The 22,771-nt window shown below is 46.4% G+C and carries 21 protein-coding genes; 10 read left to right on the top strand and 11 right to left on the bottom strand.

Going from position 1 to position 22,771, the window contains the following annotated elements; all coding sequences use genetic code 11:
- Nucleotides 1-96: 96 nt before the first annotated feature.
- The 7 genes from CWB98_RS04710 (at nucleotide 97) to CWB98_RS04680 (ending at nucleotide 8,804) form a co-directional block, all read left to right on the top strand.
- Entirely contained in the window at nucleotides 97-3,000 is a 2,904-nt protein-coding gene (locus CWB98_RS04710) for a PQQ-binding-like beta-propeller repeat protein (RefSeq protein WP_138543813.1), read from the top strand.
- Between the two features lie 320 nt (nucleotides 3,001-3,320).
- Nucleotides 3,321-5,387, top strand: a complete 2,067-nt coding sequence (locus CWB98_RS04705; protein WP_138543812.1) for an LruC domain-containing protein — start codon at nucleotides 3,321-3,323, stop codon at nucleotides 5,385-5,387.
- A 9-nt stretch (nucleotides 5,388-5,396) separates the two neighbouring features.
- Nucleotides 5,397-5,972 carry a hypothetical protein gene (locus CWB98_RS04700; protein ID WP_138543811.1) on the top strand — a complete coding sequence of 192 codons (576 nt, stop codon included), beginning with the start codon at nucleotides 5,397-5,399 and terminating at the stop codon, nucleotides 5,970-5,972.
- A 287-nt stretch (nucleotides 5,973-6,259) separates the two neighbouring features.
- On the top strand, nucleotides 6,260-6,646 hold the full coding sequence (locus CWB98_RS04695; RefSeq protein ID WP_138543810.1) for a hypothetical protein: 387 nt from the start codon (nucleotides 6,260-6,262) through the stop codon (nucleotides 6,644-6,646).
- 50 nt (nucleotides 6,647-6,696) lie between these two features.
- Nucleotides 6,697-7,614, top strand: coding sequence for an IS5 family transposase (locus tag CWB98_RS04690; protein WP_138543809.1), 918 nt, complete (start codon nucleotides 6,697-6,699; stop codon nucleotides 7,612-7,614).
- 271 nt (nucleotides 7,615-7,885) lie between these two features.
- The gene (locus tag CWB98_RS04685; RefSeq protein WP_138543808.1) at nucleotides 7,886-8,215 is read left to right on the top strand and encodes a hypothetical protein; all 330 of its coding nucleotides are present in this window, start codon (nucleotides 7,886-7,888) and stop codon (nucleotides 8,213-8,215) included.
- Nucleotides 8,216-8,279: 64 nt separating this feature from the next.
- Nucleotides 8,280-8,804 carry a type II secretion system protein GspG gene (locus tag CWB98_RS04680; RefSeq protein WP_138543807.1) on the top strand — a complete coding sequence of 175 codons (525 nt, stop codon included), beginning with the start codon at nucleotides 8,280-8,282 and terminating at the stop codon, nucleotides 8,802-8,804.
- Nucleotides 8,805-8,921: 117 nt separating this feature from the next.
- Here the strand turns inward: CWB98_RS04680 and CWB98_RS04675 are convergent, their stop codons facing one another.
- Nucleotides 8,922-11,324 (bottom strand): hypothetical protein, encoded by a 2,403-nt coding sequence (locus CWB98_RS04675; RefSeq protein ID WP_138543806.1) that lies wholly within the window; start codon nucleotides 11,322-11,324, stop codon nucleotides 8,922-8,924.
- 66 nt (nucleotides 11,325-11,390) lie between these two features.
- Here CWB98_RS04675 and CWB98_RS04670 point away from each other — a divergent pair, with 66 nt between their 5' ends.
- Entirely contained in the window at nucleotides 11,391-13,169 is a 1,779-nt protein-coding gene (locus tag CWB98_RS04670; RefSeq protein ID WP_138543805.1) for an MFS transporter, read from the top strand.
- A gap of 105 nt (nucleotides 13,170-13,274) precedes the next feature.
- Nucleotides 13,275-14,552: a metal-dependent hydrolase family protein gene (locus CWB98_RS04665; RefSeq protein WP_138543804.1), complete on the top strand. Its 1,278-nt coding sequence runs from the start codon at nucleotides 13,275-13,277 to the stop codon at nucleotides 14,550-14,552.
- 83 nt (nucleotides 14,553-14,635) lie between these two features.
- Here the strand turns inward: CWB98_RS04665 and CWB98_RS04660 are convergent, their stop codons facing one another.
- Complete coding sequence (locus CWB98_RS04660; RefSeq protein ID WP_138543803.1) at nucleotides 14,636-15,085, bottom strand: hypothetical protein; 450 nt, start codon at nucleotides 15,083-15,085, stop codon at nucleotides 14,636-14,638.
- A 207-nt stretch (nucleotides 15,086-15,292) separates the two neighbouring features.
- Between CWB98_RS04660 and CWB98_RS04655 the strand changes: the two genes are divergently transcribed.
- Nucleotides 15,293-16,420, top strand: a complete 1,128-nt coding sequence (locus tag CWB98_RS04655) for a helix-turn-helix domain-containing protein (protein ID WP_138543802.1) — start codon at nucleotides 15,293-15,295, stop codon at nucleotides 16,418-16,420.
- Here the strand turns inward: CWB98_RS04655 and CWB98_RS04650 are convergent.
- From CWB98_RS04650 to CWB98_RS04610, 9 genes are all read right to left on the bottom strand, one after another.
- The gene (locus CWB98_RS04650; protein WP_138543801.1) at nucleotides 16,365-16,889 is read right to left on the bottom strand and encodes a hypothetical protein; all 525 of its coding nucleotides are present in this window, start codon (nucleotides 16,887-16,889) and stop codon (nucleotides 16,365-16,367) included. The two genes, CWB98_RS04655 and CWB98_RS04650, sit on opposite strands and share 56 nt — an antisense overlap.
- A gap of 206 nt (nucleotides 16,890-17,095) precedes the next feature.
- On the bottom strand, nucleotides 17,096-18,070 hold the full coding sequence (locus tag CWB98_RS04645) for a S66 family peptidase (RefSeq protein ID WP_138543800.1): 975 nt from the start codon (nucleotides 18,068-18,070) through the stop codon (nucleotides 17,096-17,098).
- A gap of 18 nt (nucleotides 18,071-18,088) precedes the next feature.
- Nucleotides 18,089-18,877: an alpha/beta fold hydrolase gene (locus tag CWB98_RS04640; protein WP_138543799.1), complete on the bottom strand. Its 789-nt coding sequence runs from the start codon at nucleotides 18,875-18,877 to the stop codon at nucleotides 18,089-18,091.
- A gap of 48 nt (nucleotides 18,878-18,925) precedes the next feature.
- The gene (locus CWB98_RS04635; protein ID WP_138543798.1) at nucleotides 18,926-19,225 is read right to left on the bottom strand and encodes an antibiotic biosynthesis monooxygenase family protein; all 300 of its coding nucleotides are present in this window, start codon (nucleotides 19,223-19,225) and stop codon (nucleotides 18,926-18,928) included.
- A 177-nt stretch (nucleotides 19,226-19,402) separates the two neighbouring features.
- Nucleotides 19,403-19,774 carry a VOC family protein gene (locus tag CWB98_RS04630; protein ID WP_138543797.1) on the bottom strand — a complete coding sequence of 124 codons (372 nt, stop codon included), beginning with the start codon at nucleotides 19,772-19,774 and terminating at the stop codon, nucleotides 19,403-19,405.
- Nucleotides 19,775-19,966: 192 nt separating this feature from the next.
- Nucleotides 19,967-20,398 (bottom strand): GNAT family N-acetyltransferase, encoded by a 432-nt coding sequence (locus tag CWB98_RS04625; RefSeq protein ID WP_138543796.1) that lies wholly within the window; start codon nucleotides 20,396-20,398, stop codon nucleotides 19,967-19,969.
- Nucleotides 20,399-20,698: 300 nt separating this feature from the next.
- Complete coding sequence (locus tag CWB98_RS04620) at nucleotides 20,699-21,235, bottom strand: DUF1697 domain-containing protein (RefSeq protein WP_138543795.1); 537 nt, start codon at nucleotides 21,233-21,235, stop codon at nucleotides 20,699-20,701.
- A gap of 52 nt (nucleotides 21,236-21,287) precedes the next feature.
- A complete protein-coding gene (locus CWB98_RS04615) occupies nucleotides 21,288-21,758 on the bottom strand; it encodes a DUF3291 domain-containing protein (RefSeq protein WP_138543794.1) in 471 nt (156 codons plus the stop codon).
- Between the two features lie 236 nt (nucleotides 21,759-21,994).
- Nucleotides 21,995-22,630 (bottom strand): GNAT family N-acetyltransferase, encoded by a 636-nt coding sequence (locus CWB98_RS04610; protein ID WP_138543793.1) that lies wholly within the window; start codon nucleotides 22,628-22,630, stop codon nucleotides 21,995-21,997.
- Nucleotides 22,631-22,771: the final 141 nt, after the last annotated feature.

Below are 22,771 nucleotides of genomic sequence, written 5' to 3'. Positions count from 1 at the left end.
ATTAAACTCTACCTGCAACTAAATTAAAGATAATTTAACAATTAAATTTAACAACAGTTATCGGAAGCTAACTTAATAATATAACAAGGAGACTGTATGACCGCGATTTTACGTGCCGTCATTCTAATATCCACGATGTTTACTTTGACCGCTTGTGGCGGCGGAAGTGGCGGTGGTGCGAGCACAAACATTCCTTCGGAAAAAGCCGAACAGCTGGATACTGATGGCGATGGTATCGCAGACAATACTGATACTGACGACGACAACGACGGTGTTGAAGATACACTTGACGCATTTCCACTTGATGCAAAAGAAAGCGTGGATACTGACGCAGATGGCATCGGGAATAATGCCGATAATGACGATGACAATGATGGTGTCGAAGATGCGAATGACGCTTTCCCACTCGATCCCAGTGAGAGTGTGGATTCTGACGGTGATGGTGTAGGTAATAACAAGGATGTCTATCCATTTGATAGTAAACCTGTTTTATGGTCTACCTTCCAGCAATCAGAGAAACACCGAGGCAGTATCAAATTAGCCGTTGACCCCCAGTATTTTTCTGAATTATGGAGTGTTAATTTTTCAGATAGCTGGGGCAGTGAAAAGGCGTTTCTTACGGCAAGTGAACGACATATATTCAGAACTGTGGGTAGGCAGCTGTATACGCTCGATGCCCACACTGGCGACGAGCTTTGGAGTGTTAGTTTCTCTACCCGGGATTCTTTAAATCCCCCTGCCTACGCAAATGGCAAAGTGTACGTGCAGACTGGTGGGCATGAGAACTCATATTTATGGGCATTCGACGAAATAGATGGCAGCCTGATCTTTAACTCTGAATATGGGAATCAGTGGAGTGAATACTATGCACCGACCATAGAAAATGAGATTGTTTACATGGCAGGTGGTTACTATGGGGGGATGTATGCATTCAATGGTTCTACTGGTAATCAATTATGGTTTAAAGATTTAAGCCACTACGATAAGTTTACCCCTGCAATTTCTGGTGATTATGCGATTGCCTATACAGGTCCTGAATTAACCGTTGTCGATAAGCTATCGGGAGTAGAGATTTTCACTGTGACAGATCCTGATTACGATTGGAGGGGGTGGAGTACGGATGCTGCGCCCGTTATTGGTAATCAAAACAACGTCATTGGCTATCAAAAAAGTCGCCTGGTCAACTTTGACTTAGAGCGACGAAACATTAGCTGGGCGCTCAATGGTGATTTCGAAGGTGATCCTGCGGTATCTGATGCAGGGATATATATAATCAATGACAATCAAATCGTACTGTTAGATGAAGTAGATGGCAGTATTTTATGGCGCTGGCCAGCTGAAAACGCAACTTTAACAGGTCATATCATTCCAGTTATTGACCATATCTTTGTCTCTACCGACAAGTCAGTCGAGCTTATCAATATCAATACTAAACAAGTCGTTTGGCGCTATGGTGAGACAGGTACCCTTGCGCTGAGCAATGGCATTTTATATATATCAAGCTCAAATCGAGTACATGCTATAGATTTAGAGGGTGACAGAGATCACGATGGCCTGCCGCAATGGTGGGAGCGTCGTTATGGCTTAGATGTTGACCCCGCTTCTGATCAAGATGGAGATGGACTGAGCGCACTGCAGGAGTACGCCGCAAATACGTCACCGGTGTTGGCAGATACCGATGGAGATGGCTTGTCTGATTCTCAGGAAATTAATGAATATGGTACATCTCCCATCGCTACCGACAGTGATGGTGACGGTCTCAGTGATTCAATAGAGATCCTGAAGTGGTTCACCAACCCGTTGTCGATAGACTCAGACAATGATGGTATCAAAGACCAGGTTGAGATTAATGCGGGCCTGAACCCTAATGATATGAAAGATGCAACCCTGGACAATGACAATGATGGCTATACCAATGCACATGAAGTGTATGCTGGCTCGGACCTGAATGACGCACAATCCATTCCTGTGATTGGGGACTGGGGAATGGTCCAGGGTAATGCCAGCCACAATGGTTATCAGGCCATGATGCTAAATGCTGCGGATTTTACGCCACGATGGACACAGTCCTTTGAGTATAGCGTATCTTCACCAGCCATTGCCGCAGGCCAGGTGTTTGTAACAGGTAATGGCAGGGTAATGTCTCTGGATATAACCACAGGCGCAGAGCAGTGGTTCAATGATGCTGTTTCAGGTGATATCAGCGCGCCAAGCTTTGGCAATGATCTTGTTTATGTGCACACTGGTGGACATGAGGACACTGCGCTGTGGGCATTCAATGCGCAAACGGGGGAACAGGTGTTTCGTGGTGAGCATGGCTCGCAGTGGCCTACATATAGTGCCCCCACAATATTTAAAGAGCGTGCCTATATGAATGGCGGTTACTTTGGTGGAATGCAGAGTTTTAATGCTTTAACAGGTGAATATTTGTGGGAAGGTCTGGGTGAGTGGTCCGATAACTGGGAGCCTGCAGTGAATGAGGACTATGTGCTGGTGCCCTACAACGGCGATATCAAAGCCTTGGATCATGACAATGGTGATGTCCTGTTTTCGATTAAAGCCGATGAAATTGCACAGACTGTTGTACTGGGATCACAAAACAATGTGATCACCTACGGTAATACATTGGCAAGCTATGATATTGAGAGCCAAAAAGCACGTTGGACTTCCAAATCGTCTTACACTATCTATCAGATGCCAGCCGTAGGCAACGGGCTGGTAGTGGTGGTACATGGCAATGAGCTTAAAGTTTTCGATGAATTTAATGGTGAGCTCGTTTGGGACTGGATGCCAGACCAAAATATAGAGTCGAATATTGTTTTGACAGCAAGTCATATATTCGCTGCTTCATTTAGCAAAACCTACGCTCTGAACCTGAGAACGAAAAAAGTTGACTGGGAGTATGATCTGGGTGGCCAGCTTTCATTGGGTAAAGAAGGGGTGTTAGTGATTAGTAGTGGCACACAGGTTGCGGCCGTTAATGTTGCGCCTGGTAAATGAGGCAGATCAAGCCTAGGGTGCCACATGCACTCTGAATAATGTGTAAAGGTGGTAATATTTACCACCTTTTTTATTGGTGTGCTTTCAGCAGTAGTATGACCAAATGAAATTGGAGGTATTGTCTTACTCGTCTCGAAATTCCTGACCATCAGCATATCTGAACATGAACTTGCCGTGTTTTTCCTATTCCGATTTTCATACTGCATTGCGTATTGCAATAACATAAATTGAAAAAGTAAAAGTGATTTAAAATCAAGCTTTTAAAATTGGCCTTATGCTTGCAATCTCTCTACAAGCAAATCAAAGCGTTGGAGAGTCACATGAAAAAGCTACTGTTTGGAGCCTGCGTTTTTTCCGCAGGACTATCTGCCGCCCCGTTCGACACATGTCCGTCAAAGGCATTTTTGGTCCAGGGCAACACCGCAACTATGTATGGCGTTAATCTGGTCTCGGGTTCGTACACTACTTTTGCTGAAAGCGTCGGTACCAATAACAAACTCAATGGTATTGGGTTTAGTGTCCACGACCGCTACATATACGGGTGGGATTACAGCAACAAAGACATTGGTCGGGTGGGAAAAGACTATGTACTTGAACCCATTATGACGTCAGGTTTTCCTGATACGAATTTCTATGTGGGTGATGTTGCCATTCACGAGAATGCTTTTTACGTATATAAAAAGGGTGGCAGCTTGGGGTTGTATCGTGTGTCGCTCGACGAAAACAGCGACGACTATCTGCAGGCGGAACGTATCATTGATGGTAGTGCACTGAACCTGAATATTTTTGATATGGCATTCGCACCCAATGAAAATGCCGGTCTGGCTTATAGTGTGGATAGCAATGGAAATTTGCATCGCATTGACGTATTAAATGGTACTAGCGTTAATCTGGGCAACGTTGGTCAGTCAGGGACATTTGGTGCCGTATATTTTGACGTAGAGAATAACTTCTATATCAGTCGTAATCAGGACGGACATGTTTACAAGATAGATATAAACAACCCAGCCAATACCCAGCTATTCGCTTACGGCCCAGTTTCAAACACCAATGATGGCGCACGTTGCGCAACTGCGCCCATTATTGATGATTCAGAAGACCCAACCATAGACTATGGTGATGCCCCGGAAAGCTACGGCACATCGCTTAGTACCAATGGTGCCCGTCACAATGTGGGTGACTTATTCTTTGGTCAGAGTGTCAGTGCAGAATATGTGCCCAAAGCCACAGATGATGACAATGGCATTAGCTTTTTAACCAGCTTGGAGACGGGTTACGATACGCTGATCTCCTTCACGTTATCGAAATCGGGCTACGTGAATGCCTGGATTGATTGGAACGGGGATGGCCAGTTCCAACAGTCAGAACGCGTGGTCAGCGAGTACCAAGGTGTTGCTGGCGAAAACCGTGTACTTATCCCAGTTCCTGTTGATGCCGTTGAAGGCAGCACGTGGGCCCGGTTCAGAGTATCAAACAACCGTGATATTGCACCTATGGGCGGCATTGATAATGGCGAGGTGGAAGACATAAGCGTCTCTGTCGTCGCCAGTAGTCTGATCCAGAATTCTACCTCCTGGAAAACGGCAGCATTTGAAGATCTTTGGCCGCAAAAAGGCGATTATGACTTTAACGATGTGGTTGTCAGGTATCGTGTCACAACCAGCCAAGTTGGTAATCAGGTCGTGCGTTACAAAATTGAAGGTGCACTTATGGCAGTTGGCGCGGGTTATCACAATGCGTTTGCCATACGACTAAAAGATATTGCTCGGCAGCATGTGGATGAGGCGCAAATTGAATTGAGTGTGGATAATGTGGTTCACAAGGGCAGCCCTTTAGAAGCTGATAGAACTGAGGCAATTGTTGTTATATTTGCAGACACCAGAAGCATGGTACCTGTTCAGCCTGGTTGTAAATTTTTCAGAACCGAGGCGTGGTGTAGCGATACCCAGCGGGCCCCGTACCCTTTTGAAATTACAATCCCGCTTTCTACCAGTTACAACACACTAGTCGCAACGCACAGTAAAGTAGACCCATTTATTTTCGCTGTAGACGGTTTTTACCATGGACAATTTGTTGATCAGAATAACGGTCGCGGATGGGAAGTACACTTAAAAAATCACGAGCCGACCGAAGCCTTTGATCCTCGCTATCTGGATCAGGGCGATGATACCTCATCAACCAATGGGTACTATCAAACATCTGCGGGTTTGCCCTGGGCTCTGATTATTAATTCTGAATGGGATCACCCAGTTGAGCAAGCTGATATGTCTGAGGCTTACCCACAATTTGCGGAGTTTGCTCAGTCAGCTGGCGCGCAATATTCAACCTGGTTTGAAAATCCCGTACCAGATCACCAATACACCATCAACAATGCAGCGAAAAACTAGGAGCGGACCATGAACAAGTTAATTGTAACTCTAGTCACTTTATTTTTAACAGCCTGTGGTGGTGGGTCGGGGGAGTCACAAGGGCAAAATCAGGCAAACAATAATGACGCAGCCAATGACATAGTTCAGGGCTCAGTGAGTAATGCCACGCAGGCACAAGCACATAATGTTGCTGAGCAGGGCAGTGATACTGAAGCGCAACTGGATACCACTGGAGAAGATCAGAGCCTTGACACACAGCCTGAGGAAGAGGATGTCAGCGCTGAAGGCATGGAAGCTGTGGTCGTTGATGAAACGTTCGACTTCCAAACCGATGTACCCGTGTCAGTGTTGGTCGCTTCTAATATTGTGGACACCAGAGCATTCATCAATATATGTCAAAAAGAAGCCACGCTGACAAATGATGATACCTGCTTTTTGAGAGCGCCTATCGATAGCAATGGACTTATCGTTCAAATCGTATTGCCACATTCAGAGCAAAAATTGAAAGCTGAGATCTGGTATTACAGCACAGATAAGGATCCGCTGGTTTACAGCTGGGAATTTGACGGGTCGCAACAACAGCAAACATGGGAAATAAACTGATGCGCAATCATTGAAACATATTGTGGTGACTCACAGTAATCCAACGCAAAGCATATCCCGACTCAGAGATATGCTTTTTTCATTGTTTTTTACATTTAGCCCTTACCAGGTGAATCAAAAAATTCATCAACCACAGTCACATAGATACTTGAGAAATTCACCATAGGGTGATAATTTTTTGTTCAGTTAGTCTTTGTTTTTGTAGTGTTTAACCTCGTCATAGCGATTCACGATGGTGTTTTAATGCCGTTGGGACATGAATTCAATAGTATGTATAGGGCAAATTTATGAATGAAGAGCCATGGATTAATAGTGAGCTTTTTGCCGGGGAAGCGATTACTGGTAATAGAGCTGGCCTGGAAATGCTGAAGGCTGCGATTGAACAAGCGCTGGACAGTCCCTTTGGCTCTCAATCTGATTATGTCTGTAACGAAAACATTGTTGTGCATTTAGATGAGAAAGAAAACTACTATAATAAATTCAATCTGGGTGAACGTTCTGTACTTCAAAAGCTAAGGGACCCACTGCTCACATTTATTTTTGTCATTTGGTTTTTCTTTTTGCCTTTTATTGCCGTTGGTTTGGTTGTCTACGAAACGTATTTCAAGGCGCAGAGCGAGTGCCGTTGCTTGATACCAACCAAGTCAGGGGGGCGTTGTTTCCTAAATCATTGAACTAATCTTGCCTTGTGTGATCAGATCTCAAAAGCAAACACCGAGACCGAATTTTGAAAGAAAAGCGTATCACTAACTGGCGTGATTACAACAAAGCCCTTATCGCCAGAGGCAATATCCAGCTTTGGTTTTCCGAGGGTGCAATTAAGCGGTGGAACAATACGCAACATCACGGCGGTAAAGGGCGAGCTAATCATTTCTCTGAGCTGGCGATTGAGACTTGCCTGACTTTGCGGGCTGTATTTCGCTTGTCTCTTCGAGCTGCACAAGGCTTTATTTCCTCACTGATATCAATGATGAAGCTTGATTTGGATACGCCAACTTATAGTTGTTTGTGCAAGCGAAGTGCAGAGCTGGCTGTTCATTACAGACCAAACTCCAGTACTTCCGGAGGCATTGATATCGTGGTTGATAGTACAGGTTTGAAGGTATACGGAAACGGCGAGTGGCACGCAAGAAAACACGGCGCAAACAAACGCCGGACATGGCGAAAGCTGCATCTGGCCGTTGATGCAAATACACACCAAATCGTAGGCGCTGAATTGTCAACAATCACCGTAGCTGATTCAGAAGTTCTGGGCGACTTACTCAGACCATTGCGCCGGAAGGTCAGCTCGGTAAAAGCGGATGGCGCTTATGATACCCGAGGCTGTTATGCCGAAGTGGCAGCCAAAAAGGCCGACGCAGTGATCCCACCAAGGTGTAACGCGCAGTTGTGGGAAGATGGACATGCTCGTAACAGCGCGGTTATTTTAACAAAGCATATAGGTAGCAGTGAGTGGAAAAAGTGTGTGAACTACCATCAACGCTCACTGGCGGAAACAGCAATGTACCGGTATAAACAGCTCATGGGTGACAAGCTGGTCAGTCGTGGATTCAATCAGCAGCACACTGAAGCGATGATCAAAGTGAAAGTGCTCAATAGAATGACTGGGCTAGGTATGCCTGAATATCAGGGAAACAGCTAAAATTGTAGTGTTGCCTAAGCTAGCTGGATTTGATCAACAAGGCCAGTCAGGGGCCCCAAATGCCCTGGCAGTCGTGAGATGAGTATTAAGACAGTCTCCATGTTGCATTTTAGTATCGCTCGTTTAGCACATTATAATTAACCCAACTAAGATATAGCTGGCAGAGTAAACAATTCTGGCGCATGGTTTTCTTAATCAGTTTTTACATGGTGAACAGTGCGTTAACACTAATTCAGCTTAGAAAATTTAACTTAATAAAGGAGTTTCCCGGATGAAACAGGTTTTTTTTATCATTGTTTTCTTTTTGCTTTTACCATTGTTTAATCAGGCGCATGCCGCTTCCGGAGATAGTTCCGGCGTGATTAAAACTATTTTATGGTATGAAGGTCATACAGGGGTGCTGATAAAGCAAACCGGTATGTCAGATTTAGGCAAATGTGGCCGTGCAGATTACTATATTTTGGATGATCATCACCCTTTCTTTCAGGAAATATATTCTCTGCTCCTTGCTGCGCATATGGCTTCGCAGCCACTTTCGTTGCATTTAGATGGATGTGTTCAGGGCATTTCGAGAATCAAACACGTCACGAGTAATAAGTAAATAGTGAGGTTTGACATGGTACCTATGATGGTACGAAACTCAGTGTAAATGAGGTAAGTGCATCATGGAATTAAAGGGAAGTGCAAAACTCTGTGGCGTTACAGTACTGGCCTCATTATGCTTAGCTGGGCTTGTAATGCCCGAGCTTATCGATAAAACGGTTTGTAAACGCGACCTCAGCCAACTGCATTTTCGACAACTGGGTGATGCATTAAGCATGCATAAGTTAAATACAGGTCAATACCCAAATAATAGGGAAGGGCTTGCGCATCTAACCTCTGCACACACCCATGGACATCAGGGGAAATTTTTATCTACATTGCCCCAGAATAGGTGGGGGAACGACTATTATTACTTTAACCTTGAAGAGCGCGTTATTTTGCTTTGGGACCTTGGGGCTGACTCCTTACCTGGTGGTGCAGAAGGTGGTCAGGATTTGTGCTACCTCGTAAATCAGCATGCAGATAACTCGGAGTTAAGCACTCATATTGAGGCCGTTTTAACTAAGCTACCTAAAGCAGTTACGCCTGTTTGCACCAAAATTTACTCAGGTGCTAACCATCACTATAGACTAGAGCGCTTATTGTAATCTGGACAGTGTAATCAGTACTGACGAATATTGTCACCTGTACTGGTATCGCGCCAGAGATCATTGATCTTTGTAAGTAAGGGGGGCAAATAAAATTGATCTGCCCCCTTGGTCTATCTACAGTTTAAAGCTTTCCACCAGTTTGATGGGCTCCCCATCTACGTCCAATACGGCAACTATCTTGAGCACCCCGTTTTTGAGCTCCTCAGGTTGGCGCAAGCGCGGTTGCCAGCGCTTTTTCTCATAGGGAGAAATGGTGATGTCCTGCTGCCAGAGTGCGCTCTGAGCTGCCGGGCTTTGGTAGGGAAGGAACTGTACCGACAGCTGACCACGGGTGTCGCCGGAATAGGGGCCGGTCAGACTGATCTGTAGATCTGAGTTGCCTTTGCTGAACTGGGCATTTAAATACACGCCATCAAAGTGCTGATTTTCCAAAGTGATCTGGCCCGTCTGTGTTAGGCCTTGCCAGTTCAGAGTGTAGCTGACCTGATTTTGGGTTACCGACAACGGTAGTTTGTGTCTACCCGGCGCTAAAGAGTAGGACTTGCCACCTTCAAGCGTAACTTTGGCATTTTGCTGACTGGGATTGTGTGCCGAAATAAAAGGGTCATCTCCGTCAAAGCGTAACGCCAGTTCGATACCGCTGAGCGAATACAATGCATCATCAGAGAGCTGTTGTTGCCAACTTTCGAGCATACTTTGTAAATTCGTGCTCAGTGCTGGATGCAGACTCTGATCGGATTGTTTTGCCAGCTGAGTATCCAATGTTGCCGTACAACCCGGGAGTTGCGCCGAAAACGTGACACAGGTATTGAAGGCTCTGTGTGCCAGAGCTGCGTCTGCAAAGTACCAGGGATTTGCTGTAGCTGTGTTCAGATCCGGTACCTTATAGGTGTGACTATACAGATAAGGCGTAACCATGTGATTCATATTGCGACCTAGCAGGGCGACTTGCTGGAAGTCGATTGCGCTCAAAACGTTGTCAGACACTGTAAAGACAACAGTTTGTGTGCTGTCGGCTGATTTTATCTCAACTTCCAGCCCTGAACTGGTTGAACGCAGATTAAGACCGAGTTGTGAGGTTTGCTCTAAACTTCTCAGCACTGCCGGCGTCAGTGCAACTTCCTGTGTTGTGCCGTTGGCTGTGTCAATGACTGACAGTCGCGCGCCTTCGACTAATAGCACTTGTAGCATCTGATCCTGATCAAAGTCAGCTTTTCCAGTCAATCCGGTACGTTTGGCAAGGCTGTCTTTGCTCAGTTGGGTGAGCAGAGCAATGCCAATTTCACCCCGGGTTTTTTGCTCTGGTTGTAGTGTCAATAAGGCCGCGAATGAATCTTTGCTGACCGGATTAATTGCTGGGTGTGGCTGAGGTGCGGGAAAATCCAGTACCGGGTGGCTAGTATTGTGCATCGGTGTGATATCTAAGCGTTGCAACGCTTTTTCATCGTTGCTGCGTAGCCAATATCCAGAGCCATTTTGTTCCCAGGGGCCCCGTACAATGTAAAAGCTCGGTTTTGCTGACTGAACAAATTGGGCAAAGTCGCGCTCCAGCTGTGGCCAGTCTGCAAAGGTGGTTTTCAATAAGGCATTGGCAGTTGGTAAGGTGGCCTCAGAGTCGGGGTTAAGAGCCATCAGGTTGCGCAGGTAGCGTTTGAAATACTGGTAGCGCATTGGGTCACTTAACAGAAAATGCACAATAAAAAAGTTAAGACCACGGCGCAGTTGGGGATCATCATTGATCTGTTCAAAGCTGGGTTGTCCATTCTTATGATACTGCGCCAGTCCCATGGTCTGGTAGTTCATGGGGGCGCGGTCGAATACCATGACTCTGAGCTGTTTGGCATCACTGTCATAGGTGTGACTGGCGATAGCGTCGGCCATTCCTTCGGTGATCCAGTTTGGCGCCCAGGTAGAGTGACCATTGAGCGCCATATGAAAAGCATGCATAGTTTCGTGGATCACAATATAGCGCTGATGGTGATGCCGGTGGCTGGGAAAGCTGTATCCGGCACGGTTGTAATACATGGTTTCGCCCCCCGCAGTTTTGTGTACGCCACGTAAAAAACCGTCATCCAGCATGGCTTCACGTACACGCTCTCGGGAGCTGCCATATACGACAGCAATACGCTGATTATCAATGTTCGCGGGCGCCATACCAAACAGCTCAACATAGTGAGGATAGGACATTTCCAGTAACTCGAGATAAAGGCGGACTTTCTCCTCACTCAGATCGCTTTTGAGCGCAAAATGTTTACTGACCCACCAGTTATAACCGCGACTGTTGGCTATTTTTCCATCGCTGTAAGTGCGTGGTATTTGTTTCCCAATATAAGCAATGTCGATGTGATTCAGTGTGCTGGTTCTGCCCGCTACTTCGATATCCACACGCATCTGAGCTGGGCTCGGTATTGTCTGCTCTATCTGGCTAGCAACCCGGGCTTCCTGGTTCTGAAGCGGATTTTCTGCCGACTGGCAGCCGCTCAGGAGTGCCAACGCAATTAAACTCAATCGTAACATTTTGACTTTCTCTTATTTGTGTTTTATGTATATTGTATACAATAATAAGCAATAGGATCCAAGTCAATGTCGATAAATACACCAGCAGGTCAGTCAGATGCAGGGACACAGGCCGCAGATGATTCCAATTCTGGGTTTAGCCGTACTTTTTATGTCGCTAATCTGATGGAAATATTTGAGCGGTTAGCCTGGTATGGTTTTTTTGCAGTGTCTTCTGTGTATATGACCACGCCCAGTGCTCAGGGCGGGGTCGGTTTTACCGATCTTGAACGCGGTGCTGTGCAGGGGATCATCCCATTTTTTCTCTATCTTTTGCCCGTACTGACAGGCGCTCTTGGCGATCAACTTGGCTATCGCAAAATGTTTTTGCTGTCATTCGCTATTATGGCTCCGGGATATTTTTTACTGGGTCAGGCGCAAAGCTTCTGGCCGTTTTTTGCTGCGCTGAGCCTGGTTGCTCTGGGGGCGGCGTGTTTCAAACCTGTGGTGGTCGGCACTATTTCTCATAGTACCAATGACAGCAATCGCGGTCTGGGATTCGGTATTTTCTATACCATGGTTAACATTGGCGGCTTTCTTGGGCCCTTGCTTGCTGGTGCGCTCAGGGCGATAAGCTGGGATGCCGTATTTATGATGTCGGCATGCTGGATCCTGCTGAATTTTATTCCTGTTTTGTGGTTTTACCGTGATCCGCCAAGCCTTAAGCGGGAGAGCGCGTCGCTTTATGATGTTGTGCGCGAAGCGCAATCAGTACTAGGTAATGGCCGTTTTGCGCTGACGCTGTTGGTTGCTGTGGTGCTACTGATGTGTTCAGGGATTGAATTGCTCAGCTATGTTGAAGCGTTTTCACTGATCGGGCTCTGGCTGGGTATCAATGTGATTTGGGATAGAATCGCCCAGAGAGTCACGCAGGTGAACGCAGGTTGGTGGGCACAGCCAATGAAGATTAGTAATGTGCGGTTTGCAGTGTATCTGGCTATTCTCGCTGGGTTTTGGACAGTTTACAACCAGTTGTTCTATACCTTACCCTTGTTTATCCGTGACTATGTAGATACCCGAGATTTATTGAGTTTTATCGCCTTTTTTGGCGAGGATGCCGTCGCTTTCTTTGCATATGTAGATAGTGCGCAGCTACAAAGTGCAGTGCAGATATTGCATACACAATTGCAAGCGGGCACTGTACCTGTCGCTGAAGCCCTGCGCCTGGAGTGGGTTCACCTTAAAGTAAATGTACCAGCATCAGAGTTGACCACCCTGATGGCTGATTTGACAGCGTTGGAGACACTCTCGAGTGCACAGTTGCAACAGATCACTCATTCTCTTTTGGAATATCGGCAAATAAATCCCGAGTATTTGATCAATCTGGATTTTGCAGCCATTGTCTTGCTCCAGATCCTGGTCAGCTATTTATGTCAGCGGATAAAGCCGTTTTATGTGCTAATAGCCGGACTTATTGTCATGTTTGGGGCCTTTTCACTCCTGGCTATAGAGCTTACGGCAACGAGTGGAGCATTGATGGTGACCGTCATTTTGCTAATCGCACTGGGAGAAATGCTGACCTCACCGAAAAGCCAGGAGTACGTAGCCAGCATCGCCCCGCCGTCTCAGGCTGCGTTATATATGGGCTATTATTTTGTGTCTATGGCCCTGGGGTTTTTGTTTGCCGGGTTCTTATCAGGGTGGAGTTATGCCACTTTGGTCCAACAAGATGGCCGAGCAGATTTGATGTGGGGGTTATTTGGTGTTTTGGCAATGGTGACGGCTATTGCTTTATACCTTTTCAACCGCTTTTTGATTCAAAGGTCTGTGTCGCAGGTCTCAGTAGAGGAACAAACCGCTTTATAACGCTGTTTCCTCTGACGGTCAGCGAAGTTGGTCGCACTCAGGTTGCCTTTGTCGTCTTGCCATGACTAGACTGAGCTGACTAATTACTACAAAAAAGAAGCAAATATGTTGAAAACAACTCTGATCAGTGCCGCAGTGCTTATGGCCTGTGGCAATGCCTTTGCCGATACATTGGTACTCAATGCCGATGCCGCGCTGGATGTTAAAACCGGAAAACTCATCCGGCCCGCTACTGTGGTGGTCGAAGACAACACAATTGTGTCGGTATCGCGAAGCAGCCGTAAAGCCTACCCGGAAGATGCCACTGTAATAGACCTTACAGGCCATACTCTATTGCCAGGGTTGTTTGATATGCATGTACACCTTACCGGTGATGCACAGGTACATGGTTACAAGCGCTTGCAGCGTACTGCACCGCGCTCGGCAATCACAGGAGTGCGTAACGCTAAGCGCACGCTTGCAGCAGGGTTTACGTCTGTGCGTAACCTGGGCGCTGGTGGCTATGCTGATCTGGCGCTGCGTGATGCCATCTATGATGGCGATGTACCTGGGCCTCGTATCTTCGCATCAGGCCCGGCACTTGGTATAACGGGCGGTCACTGCGATAATAACCTGTTTACTCACGAACACAAGGTGGTAGCAGAAGGGGTGGCCGACGGTCCCTGGGCAGTCAGACAAAAGGTGCGTGAAAACATCAAATATGGTGTCGACGTTATTAAGTTCTGTGCAACCGGTGGTGTGTTATCCAAAGGTACTAAAGTGGGTGCACAGCAGTATTCGTTTGAGGAAATGCAGGCGTTGGTGGCAGAAGTGCATTTACGTGGTCTAACCGTGGCTGCTCATGCGCATGGGACCGATGGCATTAAGTCTGCTATCCGTGCCGGGGTGGATTCGGTTGAGCATGTTAGTTTTTTGGATGATGACGCTATCAAACTTGCCAAGCAACACGGTACTTATTTTTCAATGGACATTTACAATACCGAATATATCCTGAGTGAGGGCGAAAAAGCCGGTATTTTACCCGAAAGCCTGGATAAAGAGCGTAAAGTTGGTGGTACTCAGCGGGCCAGTTTTACTAAAGCCGTTAAGGCCGGAGTGAACATGGTGTTTGGCTCAGATGGCGGGGTGTACCCTCATGGTCAAAACGGCAAACAGTTCAGCCGTATGGTCAAATTTGGCATGAATGAGCTGCAGGCGCTTCAGGCCGCGACTATCAATTCTGCGACCTTGTTAAAAATGCAGGACAAGCTCGGCTCTTTGGAGGCGGGTAAGCTGGCTGATATCATTGCTGTACCAGGTAATCCGCTACAAGACATCCAGGTGATGGAAACCGTGACCCTGGTAATCAAAGACGGTAAAGTGGAAGTGGATAAACGCCAGTAATTTTAAGTACGCTTAATTGAAGTGGCCTGTGGCAGTTTTACCCGCAGGCCCTTTGACTTACCCCAAATGGGCGATTTAACAAGTTAAGACGCTGTGTTGTGGGTCTGTTTTTTTGCTTTGAGCGGATACAAAATGAGCAATGGTAGCATAAGTGCCAGCATCCACAGGTAAGCGCCAATATGCAACTGCAACAAGACCACACTTATGGAAGAGCCAATAATGGCAACGGGGTGGGCGAAAAACACCACCACGATCACGGCAGTACAGAGCCCCGCAATACGTCCTACTTTTTCCTTATAAGTGACAAGGCTTATCAGCCAACTGATATTTGCCAGCCAGGGTAACATCAGTAGTAGTCCGAGCCCGGGCATTTGAGGCAACATAACAAATCCAAATAGAATCTGTGCAGGTCCCAGTATGAGTATTTCATAGCCATCGGTGAGATGTTCTGCTGAATATTCCAAAGGAGAAATTGCAGGCAGGCAAAGAGAAATAAGGTAAATGGCGATAGAAAGTTTTAGTGTTAGCTTCATAGAATCCTTCGTGATTTAAGGTGGTAAAACATCACTTGCCACCACTCACTATCCTATATTCAATCTAATGCTATGTAAAATATACACTTTCATAAATATTCAATTCGCTTTGAACAACATGGCGTCTACTTCTGAGCGCTGGTTGCACCTCTTATTTGTTTCCAATATGCTACCACTTGTCTTTTTTACGTTTTTGAGAGAGCTTCAATGAGTGTGTTAGGCACGCTGATCTACTCTAGTATGCTGGGTATGCTGTTACTTGCGTTGCTACAGGCGGTTAATAAACCCCGACAGAGACAAACGACTTACCTGATAGCGTTACTCGCCTTACTGGTAGTTCATGTGTGCGGTGAACTGGTGGTTTATTCCGGTGCATATCGTTACGTGCCCTGGCTGGTGGGCGCGCAGTTTCCCGTCCGTGTACTGTTAGGTCCGGCACTGTATTTTTACGCCTGTGCGACCATGTCTCCTAATCCTGAGTTTTCGAAACGGACTTATGCATGGGCGCTATCTGGCCCGATTCTGGTGATTGCGGTGATGGCGCCGTTTGTGACCGGTCTGAGCTCTGCAGAGAAACTGGCGCTGGCAGACCCGGCAACCCGAAACCCCCAGCACTATAAGCTGGCTTTATTCTCTTGCTTTGCCTCAACGCAGATCTTTGTTCTGTACACAGCGGTTTATTTTATTAGCGCTTTAAAACTTCATACCCGTCATCGGCAGCAATTGATGGAGCGTTTTTCTGACATTGAGTCGCGTTCAATCAGTTGGTTTGCCGTCATCTTATTGCTGTGGGGCTTGGTTTGGCTGTGCTATGCCACCGGTTACATTTCGGTGTTCTTAGGTTGGCGCTGGTTTGGACAGGGAGTGATACTACCCATTTTTGAGGCTTGTGTACTACTTGCCTTTGCCTATCTGGCAATTAAACAACCGATTTTGACGCCGGCCGACAAAGGAGAGCCGAGAGCTCTGCAGCCTCGTACATCGACAGTAAGCCTAGATAGAATGCAGCGTATTTCGGCTAAGCTGGAAAAAGCGATGGAAGAAGAACAACTGTTTATGGAAGAGGATTTGTCTTTGAATAAGCTTTCCAGTGCAATTGGCGTTAGTGAAAATCATATTTCAGAAACTCTGTCTCAATTAATGCGGACCAACTTCTTCCAGTTTGTAAATCGTTATCGGATATCACAGGCTGAAAAATTACTCAAAGAAACAGATATGCAGGTGTCGAGCATTCAGTTTGAAGTGGGTTTTAACTCCAAGTCGACCTTTAACACCGCGTTTAAAAAAGCCACGGGATTGACTCCTTCGTTATATCGTAAGCAACAGCATAACTGATTAGAACAGCTGAAATAAACGCCACTAAACATACTCTGGTGCTGTTGAATTGCCAGCTTTGCGCCTGACCGATTTTGTATAGGATTAACCCTGTGATAATCACGGTCGGTTCATAGAAAAACCGAGGTGGTAAATCAAATGGAAAGAAAAACAGGCCATGGATCAGGCGACCAAGCCCCGGTGGCAGCAGCATTACAGATGCAAGCAGTATCCAGTGTGCGTGTTTGAGTGAAGATCCCGCGCTGAAAATTGCCCGATACATAAAGAATATGAAGAGCGGGAAAAGGGCGATATCAAGACTCAACACCAACCTGAATATAACGCTGGTGGTGATACGTTCCTGGTATACGGTGGTGTATAAAACCACCGTTGAGATAATAAAAGTCAGCAAGGCAAAAGCCAGGCAGTATCCAAGTTTCCGGTGCGATACCAGCCGCCTCTGGTAAACAAGTGTTGCCTGACTGAGCATACCGGCCACCCAGACAAAGGACAAGGCGCCGTGCCAGTGGTGCATCGTAGTCAGGGATGAAAACTGCAGAATATAACTGGGGATAAAGCCCAACAAAATTATCAGCCCAATGATCCAAAGCCAGGTTATATAGAATGAAAATGGCAAATCAGAGGTCTGCGTCTGTGATGGAAATTTATAATCGACTTTGGAACTCATGAGCTGTTTTACTGTGTAAGGATATTTATGGTTACTTTATCATCCCGTGCATTGAGCTGGCATCTTCCGCCAATGGGAACGGTGAAGATAGGCGTTGTATGACCAAAGTCGAGGTTGCACACAACCGGGCAATGTGTCAGTTGCTCAAAACTGCTCAGGAGCTCTGTCAGGTCTTTAAGGTCTACTTTGCTGTCGACCTGAAAGCGGCCGACCACTAAACCGGCAATATGCTCAGCGCCTTGATGAGACAACAAAGATTGCAGGTTGCGTTCAAATTCCGTCAGGGTCAGGTCACCCAGCAGGTTATCTTCTTCGACAAACAAAACCGCTCCGGATAAATCTGGCATGTAGCGGGTACCCTGCAATAAATTGAAAGAGCAAAGGTTGCCACCCAAAATGGTGCCTTCACACGTCCCTTTGTTGACAATGATAGGGCCAGTATTGGGTAAAAAAGTGCGGTCGGTTTGATCGATAAACCAAAGATCATCAGACCAAAATTCGCTGACGCCAAGCTCATAGTGTGTGTCATCCCCTAAGGCGCGCTCAAAATGTCTTAGGGTAAACTCGAGACCTCGTTGCATGCCAAAAGAGGAAAAGTGCGGGCCCAAATAGGTGATCTGGCCCGTTATGGCATAGATAGCATTGAGCAGTACGGTGATGTCTGAGTATCCGCACAGAGGCTTTGGGTTATCCCGGAGTATGTCCCAGTTTAGATGGTCGAGCGTCCTGTTTGCGTTGTGACCACCAATGGTACTTAAAATGAGCGCAACTTCTGGGTCTGCAAAGGCGTCATTCAAATCTTTTGCCTTATCGCGTATCAACCGGGCTGTTGTAACTTCTCGATGTATGTAATGGGGGGCAAAGTCGCAATGGATACCCAGCCCAGCCAGTGTTTCAATGGCGGTGGCTGTCGTTTCTTCGGACAAGATCTCAGCTGATCTGCTGGGGGATACAATGCGTGCCCGTTTTTTCTGTTTGTTCATTTGTTTCCTTATACCTGATCACACAGACTTATTGGTCGCCTGGTTTGGTTGTAGAAAAAATTGTCGGATTAAGGGGCCGAGCAGTTCGGGTAATTCCTGATGAGCAGCATGAGTGGTGAAGGGGATATTTGCGAAGCTGGCGTCTTTTATACGCGCTTTGAGTGCAACGGCTTCTTCCAGAGAAAAAAGAAAGTCGTCGTCGCCTCGCATTATCAGGGTAGGGCAATCAATGTGTGCGACCAAATCACAGGGATAGCCAGACTCCTCGGTATTAAGCCAGAGCGTTTTTACTGCCTCAACCAGGGCTGGAAAGTTCGGGGCTGGGTTCGATGCCTGATAATATGCGACTCCCTCAGGAAACAGCTCAGTCCACATTTCAACGGTTAGGCCGCGCAGTGTTTCAACTGCCGGATCACCTTCTTCCAGGCGCCAGGATGATCCCAGTGTCAGCAATCGAGTAACCTGAGCCGGGTTTTGCGCCGCCAGACGATAGGCGACTATCCCGCCATCGCTGAAACCAAACAGAAAGTAGCGTGAAATATCCAGCAAACCAAGCAGTGTCTGCACGTCGTTTTGGTATTGTGCATAGCTCAACGGTGCATTGCCCAGGCTTGATTTCCCCTGGCCTCGTAAGTCAATGGATATCAGCCGGAAATGGGGTTCCAGATACTCAGTGAGTACATCCAGATCCCGGGTGGAACCCAGGCCTCCGTGCAGCATGACCAGAGGGAAGCCTTCCGGATTACCACTTTGCTCAAAGTGAATCGATATGCCATTGATATCTGCATAGGCTGATTGTTTTGTCATGATAGAGTCCTTTATGTGGGGTATTGATACTGAAGTGTGTGAACAGTTTTATGAGTGGGTTCGGTCTGCCACTTCGTCAAAGGTTTCAACGGAAATTCGTTCAGCCAACAGGCGCATCTTATGCATTTGTTCGGGGTTGCTGTTATCCCAGAAGTGTATCCAATCTGCGCGCGAACGCCATTTGGCTATAGTTAGCACTTTATTTGGGTCATCAGCGCTTTGTAGCATAAAGCTGCCCAGCGCACCCTGAACGGACTCATGAATCGCATCCGTTGTCGCGCACCATGTTGCCTGAAATTCGGCGATATTTTCAGTGGGTACGTGCCACCGATAAATTACCCTAAACATAGGTAGGTCTCCCTGAGTTAGCCTGCTCATACTAGCGCAATATTGACACTGATATTGGTTATGTCTTTGAGTTTTCAGACTATCATCAGGCGTATTGATACGCTCGCATTTTTTGTATTTGTGCCTATCTCTGTTGACAGAATGTGTCACTGGCTGCTGAGTTCTGCTCTGAGCAGGTTACTCGGCATGCAAGGCGATGCAATTCCCTTCAGAATCTTCAAATTCTGCAACCCAGCCAAATCCGCAAATTGATGTTTTGGGGTAGAGGGTTTTACCTCCCTGAGATAGCGCCTTAGCCAGCGTAGCATCGATGTCATCGGTATGAAAATACAGCCGCGGGCCCGCTTTAGATGGAATATAACTGTCTCCTGTAACCAGCGCACCGGTTATGCCGGTAGCTTGATCATTCGAGGGAAATAGCGCCATATCGTGACCATCGATAACGGCATGTTCGAACTGAAAACCAAATACGGCGTGGTAAAACGCCATCGCGCGATCCAGATCTGTGACTGGAATTTCAAAATATCCAACAGGGTTGTTTTGAGGCATTTCTTTTTCCACTTTTTATAGGGTCAATATAGTATGGCACGTTTATGCAAAGCTTTTATCTTAGGCGTTCTGAACACGCACTTAGCTGATTTCCTGTCTGACATGCCATTACTTCATGTATACCTGAATGTCACTCTAATTTGGCAGCGTTATTTTACTTTTTGGTGAATGCATAGCCAGTATACAAGCTATTTACTCTCTTATGGCATCCGCTTGAAAAACAAACTGACCTTTGGTGTTGTTAAACCCAATTGATTCGTAAAAGCGATGTGCATCTTTTCTTAGCATGTTGCACCTAACTCTGACTGTCCCCCGGTGTTGCGTACGCACATGGTTAACCAGCTTTCGGCCTATTCCTTGCCCCTGGGCGTCAGGAGACACAATTAGCCCTCCGATTTCATAGAAGCCGGCTGATGCCAATCTCCGAGCGTAGAACACATGTATCCAGCCCACGATTAGGCCATTGCGCTCTGCAACGTAGAGCTTGTCCTGAGGAGAGTTGAGTAGTGCATGCAGGTTTTCGTATGCCTCTGAGGGAGATAATTCGGTATAACCCAGGTGGCCAGAGACTTGGTGAATTGCCTCTGAGTCTGATACCTGTGGTTCCCTGATAATTACGGTCATATGGTTTTCCTTAAAGTCTCGATTTCACAGTGTGATACCTGCCGTAACAGCTGCGTGTTTTTATCGAGTACAAATAAAAATGAGTTTCACCTAAACTCCTTATCAAAGGTGTTATTTCGGGGACAGATTACATCAACTTATACCAAAAGTGTCTGTTTATTCGACGAATGACGAGTTAAGGCACTGTATCCACGAATCATTGTGCACTGCTCAAACTATTGATCTAGGAGAGCAATTTATCAAACACGGCCAGCTCGTCGGTCTTGCCGTGTTAATGATGGGTCAGTTATATGGCATCCGTTAGCTGCTGAGTTTATCCAGTAAGGTCGCAACCGTTTTGTGGTTTCTGGTGGTGGCTCTGACTTTAAGTTTGTGCTCAAAAAAATTGGTGTGTATTTTGGTTCTGCCATATCCGTTGGGGCAATAGACGTAAACCATAGTGCCACAAATTCGATATTGATCTGGCAAGAAGGCTTGGTCGTCCATCTGCTCAGTCAGGGTGGTATCAGGTGTGTCATTGAGGAAGGTGAAGTGGCTTTTGCTTTCATCCTGATCAGGACCAAATGTCGGCATCTCATCGTAAATGGCTTGCAGTGCATCAAAGGTAAACAGGAACAGATCGACATCCTGATAGTCGTAGGCATCACCAAGCAATTGTGTGATCGTAGCTTTGATCTCTGAATTGGTCAGTGAGGTGTCAAAGAGCAGATTACCAGATTGCAGATAATAGCTGACATTATCCATCCCAAGTTCAGCGAGTTGCGTGCAAAGCGTTTTCATGTTTATTTTACGCTGGCCGCTGACGTTAATTCCGCGCATCAGGCACACATATTTCATAAGATTGGTCCTTTTTTACTTATTGTTTTTAAATGGTATACCTCATAGCATGCTAACCCTGTACATCTCCGGAGTAAATAGCCGCTTCCGATGCTGTGAAGTTAGTCTTAAATGTAAAGGCATAGGGAGTATCTCCCTCTTGTCGCAAGTGCATCAGACGCGCCAATGCGTCTTCTTGCGTCGGTATATGGTCTTCGTCAATCCACCACAGCACATAGGTATCTTCGGCCAGGCGATGAAACCATTCGCTTTTTCTGCGCATAAATTCGCGATGATGGGTGCGGAACATAAAGTTTTTAAGTGCATCAACAGACTCCCACACCGACATATTGACGATAATACTGGGGTCGTCAAACATCTGAATGTGAGTTGCGTCACCCGATTCGTCTTTTAGTCGCCATACAAACCCCTCACTGTCTTCAGCAATACCATTAACCAGCTCTAAGTTGTCGATAAAATCTTTTATCTCGGGGGCATCCAGCGGGTATTTCGCTTTAGCTATATTTAACTGGGCCAATTTCATGTGTACGCTCCTTGAGGTTCCTGATGAGTATTTATATGACGGTTGATGTTTTTTTATTCACGACCATTGAAGGATATAAGATTGTTTTTCAGGAACACAAGGGGGCAACTGTTGGACTATACCAATTCCCGTTTTTGTAGACTTGTTAAGTGAGGCAATAAAGGGGAGGGGCATGCAGTTTGCTTGTCAACCCTCGCGCCAGCCGTACTGGCGCACAGAGTATCGTTTGTTAACTGTCAGATGTTCTTTACTAAAAGCTTAATCCCTTGATGTTCTGTAATGGACGAAAAAGGAGTATCGCCTGCGAACTCAAACTCACTGTACTTAATAAACTCCTTCTCTTCAAAGCCCAGTTTGTTAGCAAAAATATGTTGCGATATATTGCCCGTGGCTTCTGCCTGTGCAAACTTAAACCCCTGTGCTTTAGCTTCTTGGATACACTTTGAAATAAGGGCTGTCACCATTCCCTTTACTTTAAAGTTGGCGTCTGTGGCGACAAACTTGATGTTTAAATAGGTGCCTGTTTGTATGTCACCTTGAGTAAAGTAAGCGCCGTTTAATGCACCAATTAATGCCGCTATCGGATTGGTGTGTACTTCGTTCAGACCGCTATCCCCATTAACGGTTTCGGCTAAGTCAGCGGAGAGTATCGCACCTATTACCCGATCTGTATTGGTCTCTCTGGCAATAAAACCCAGGCCTTCTTCTGCACATTTTTTTGATAAAAAAAGCATGTAGTCGGCGAACTCTCTGGGGTCAGCGGCGTTCAAATGTGCCAAAGGCTCTCGTTCATTGAACACATTAACAATTAAATGCGCGGCTTGTTGAACGCTATTTTTGTCAATTGACTGAATAATAAAGTCTGAGGACATTGTATGATTCCTGCTGAGGTGGGGTTGTAAATCTGCGGCACATAATGAGAAGGGCGCCATAGTCTCGGGCATCACCGAGTAGTCGACCAAAAACTTCTCGTCAGGCATCCTGTTCAAAATTTGTGGAGCTGACGATTAATT

The sequence above is a fragment of the Pseudoalteromonas rubra genome, from assembly GCF_005887115.1.
Lineage (GTDB): Bacteria > Pseudomonadota > Gammaproteobacteria > Enterobacterales > Alteromonadaceae > Pseudoalteromonas > Pseudoalteromonas rubra_F.
Note: the sequence above shows the minus strand (reverse complement) of the source record. Positions and strands in the feature narration are given on the sequence as shown.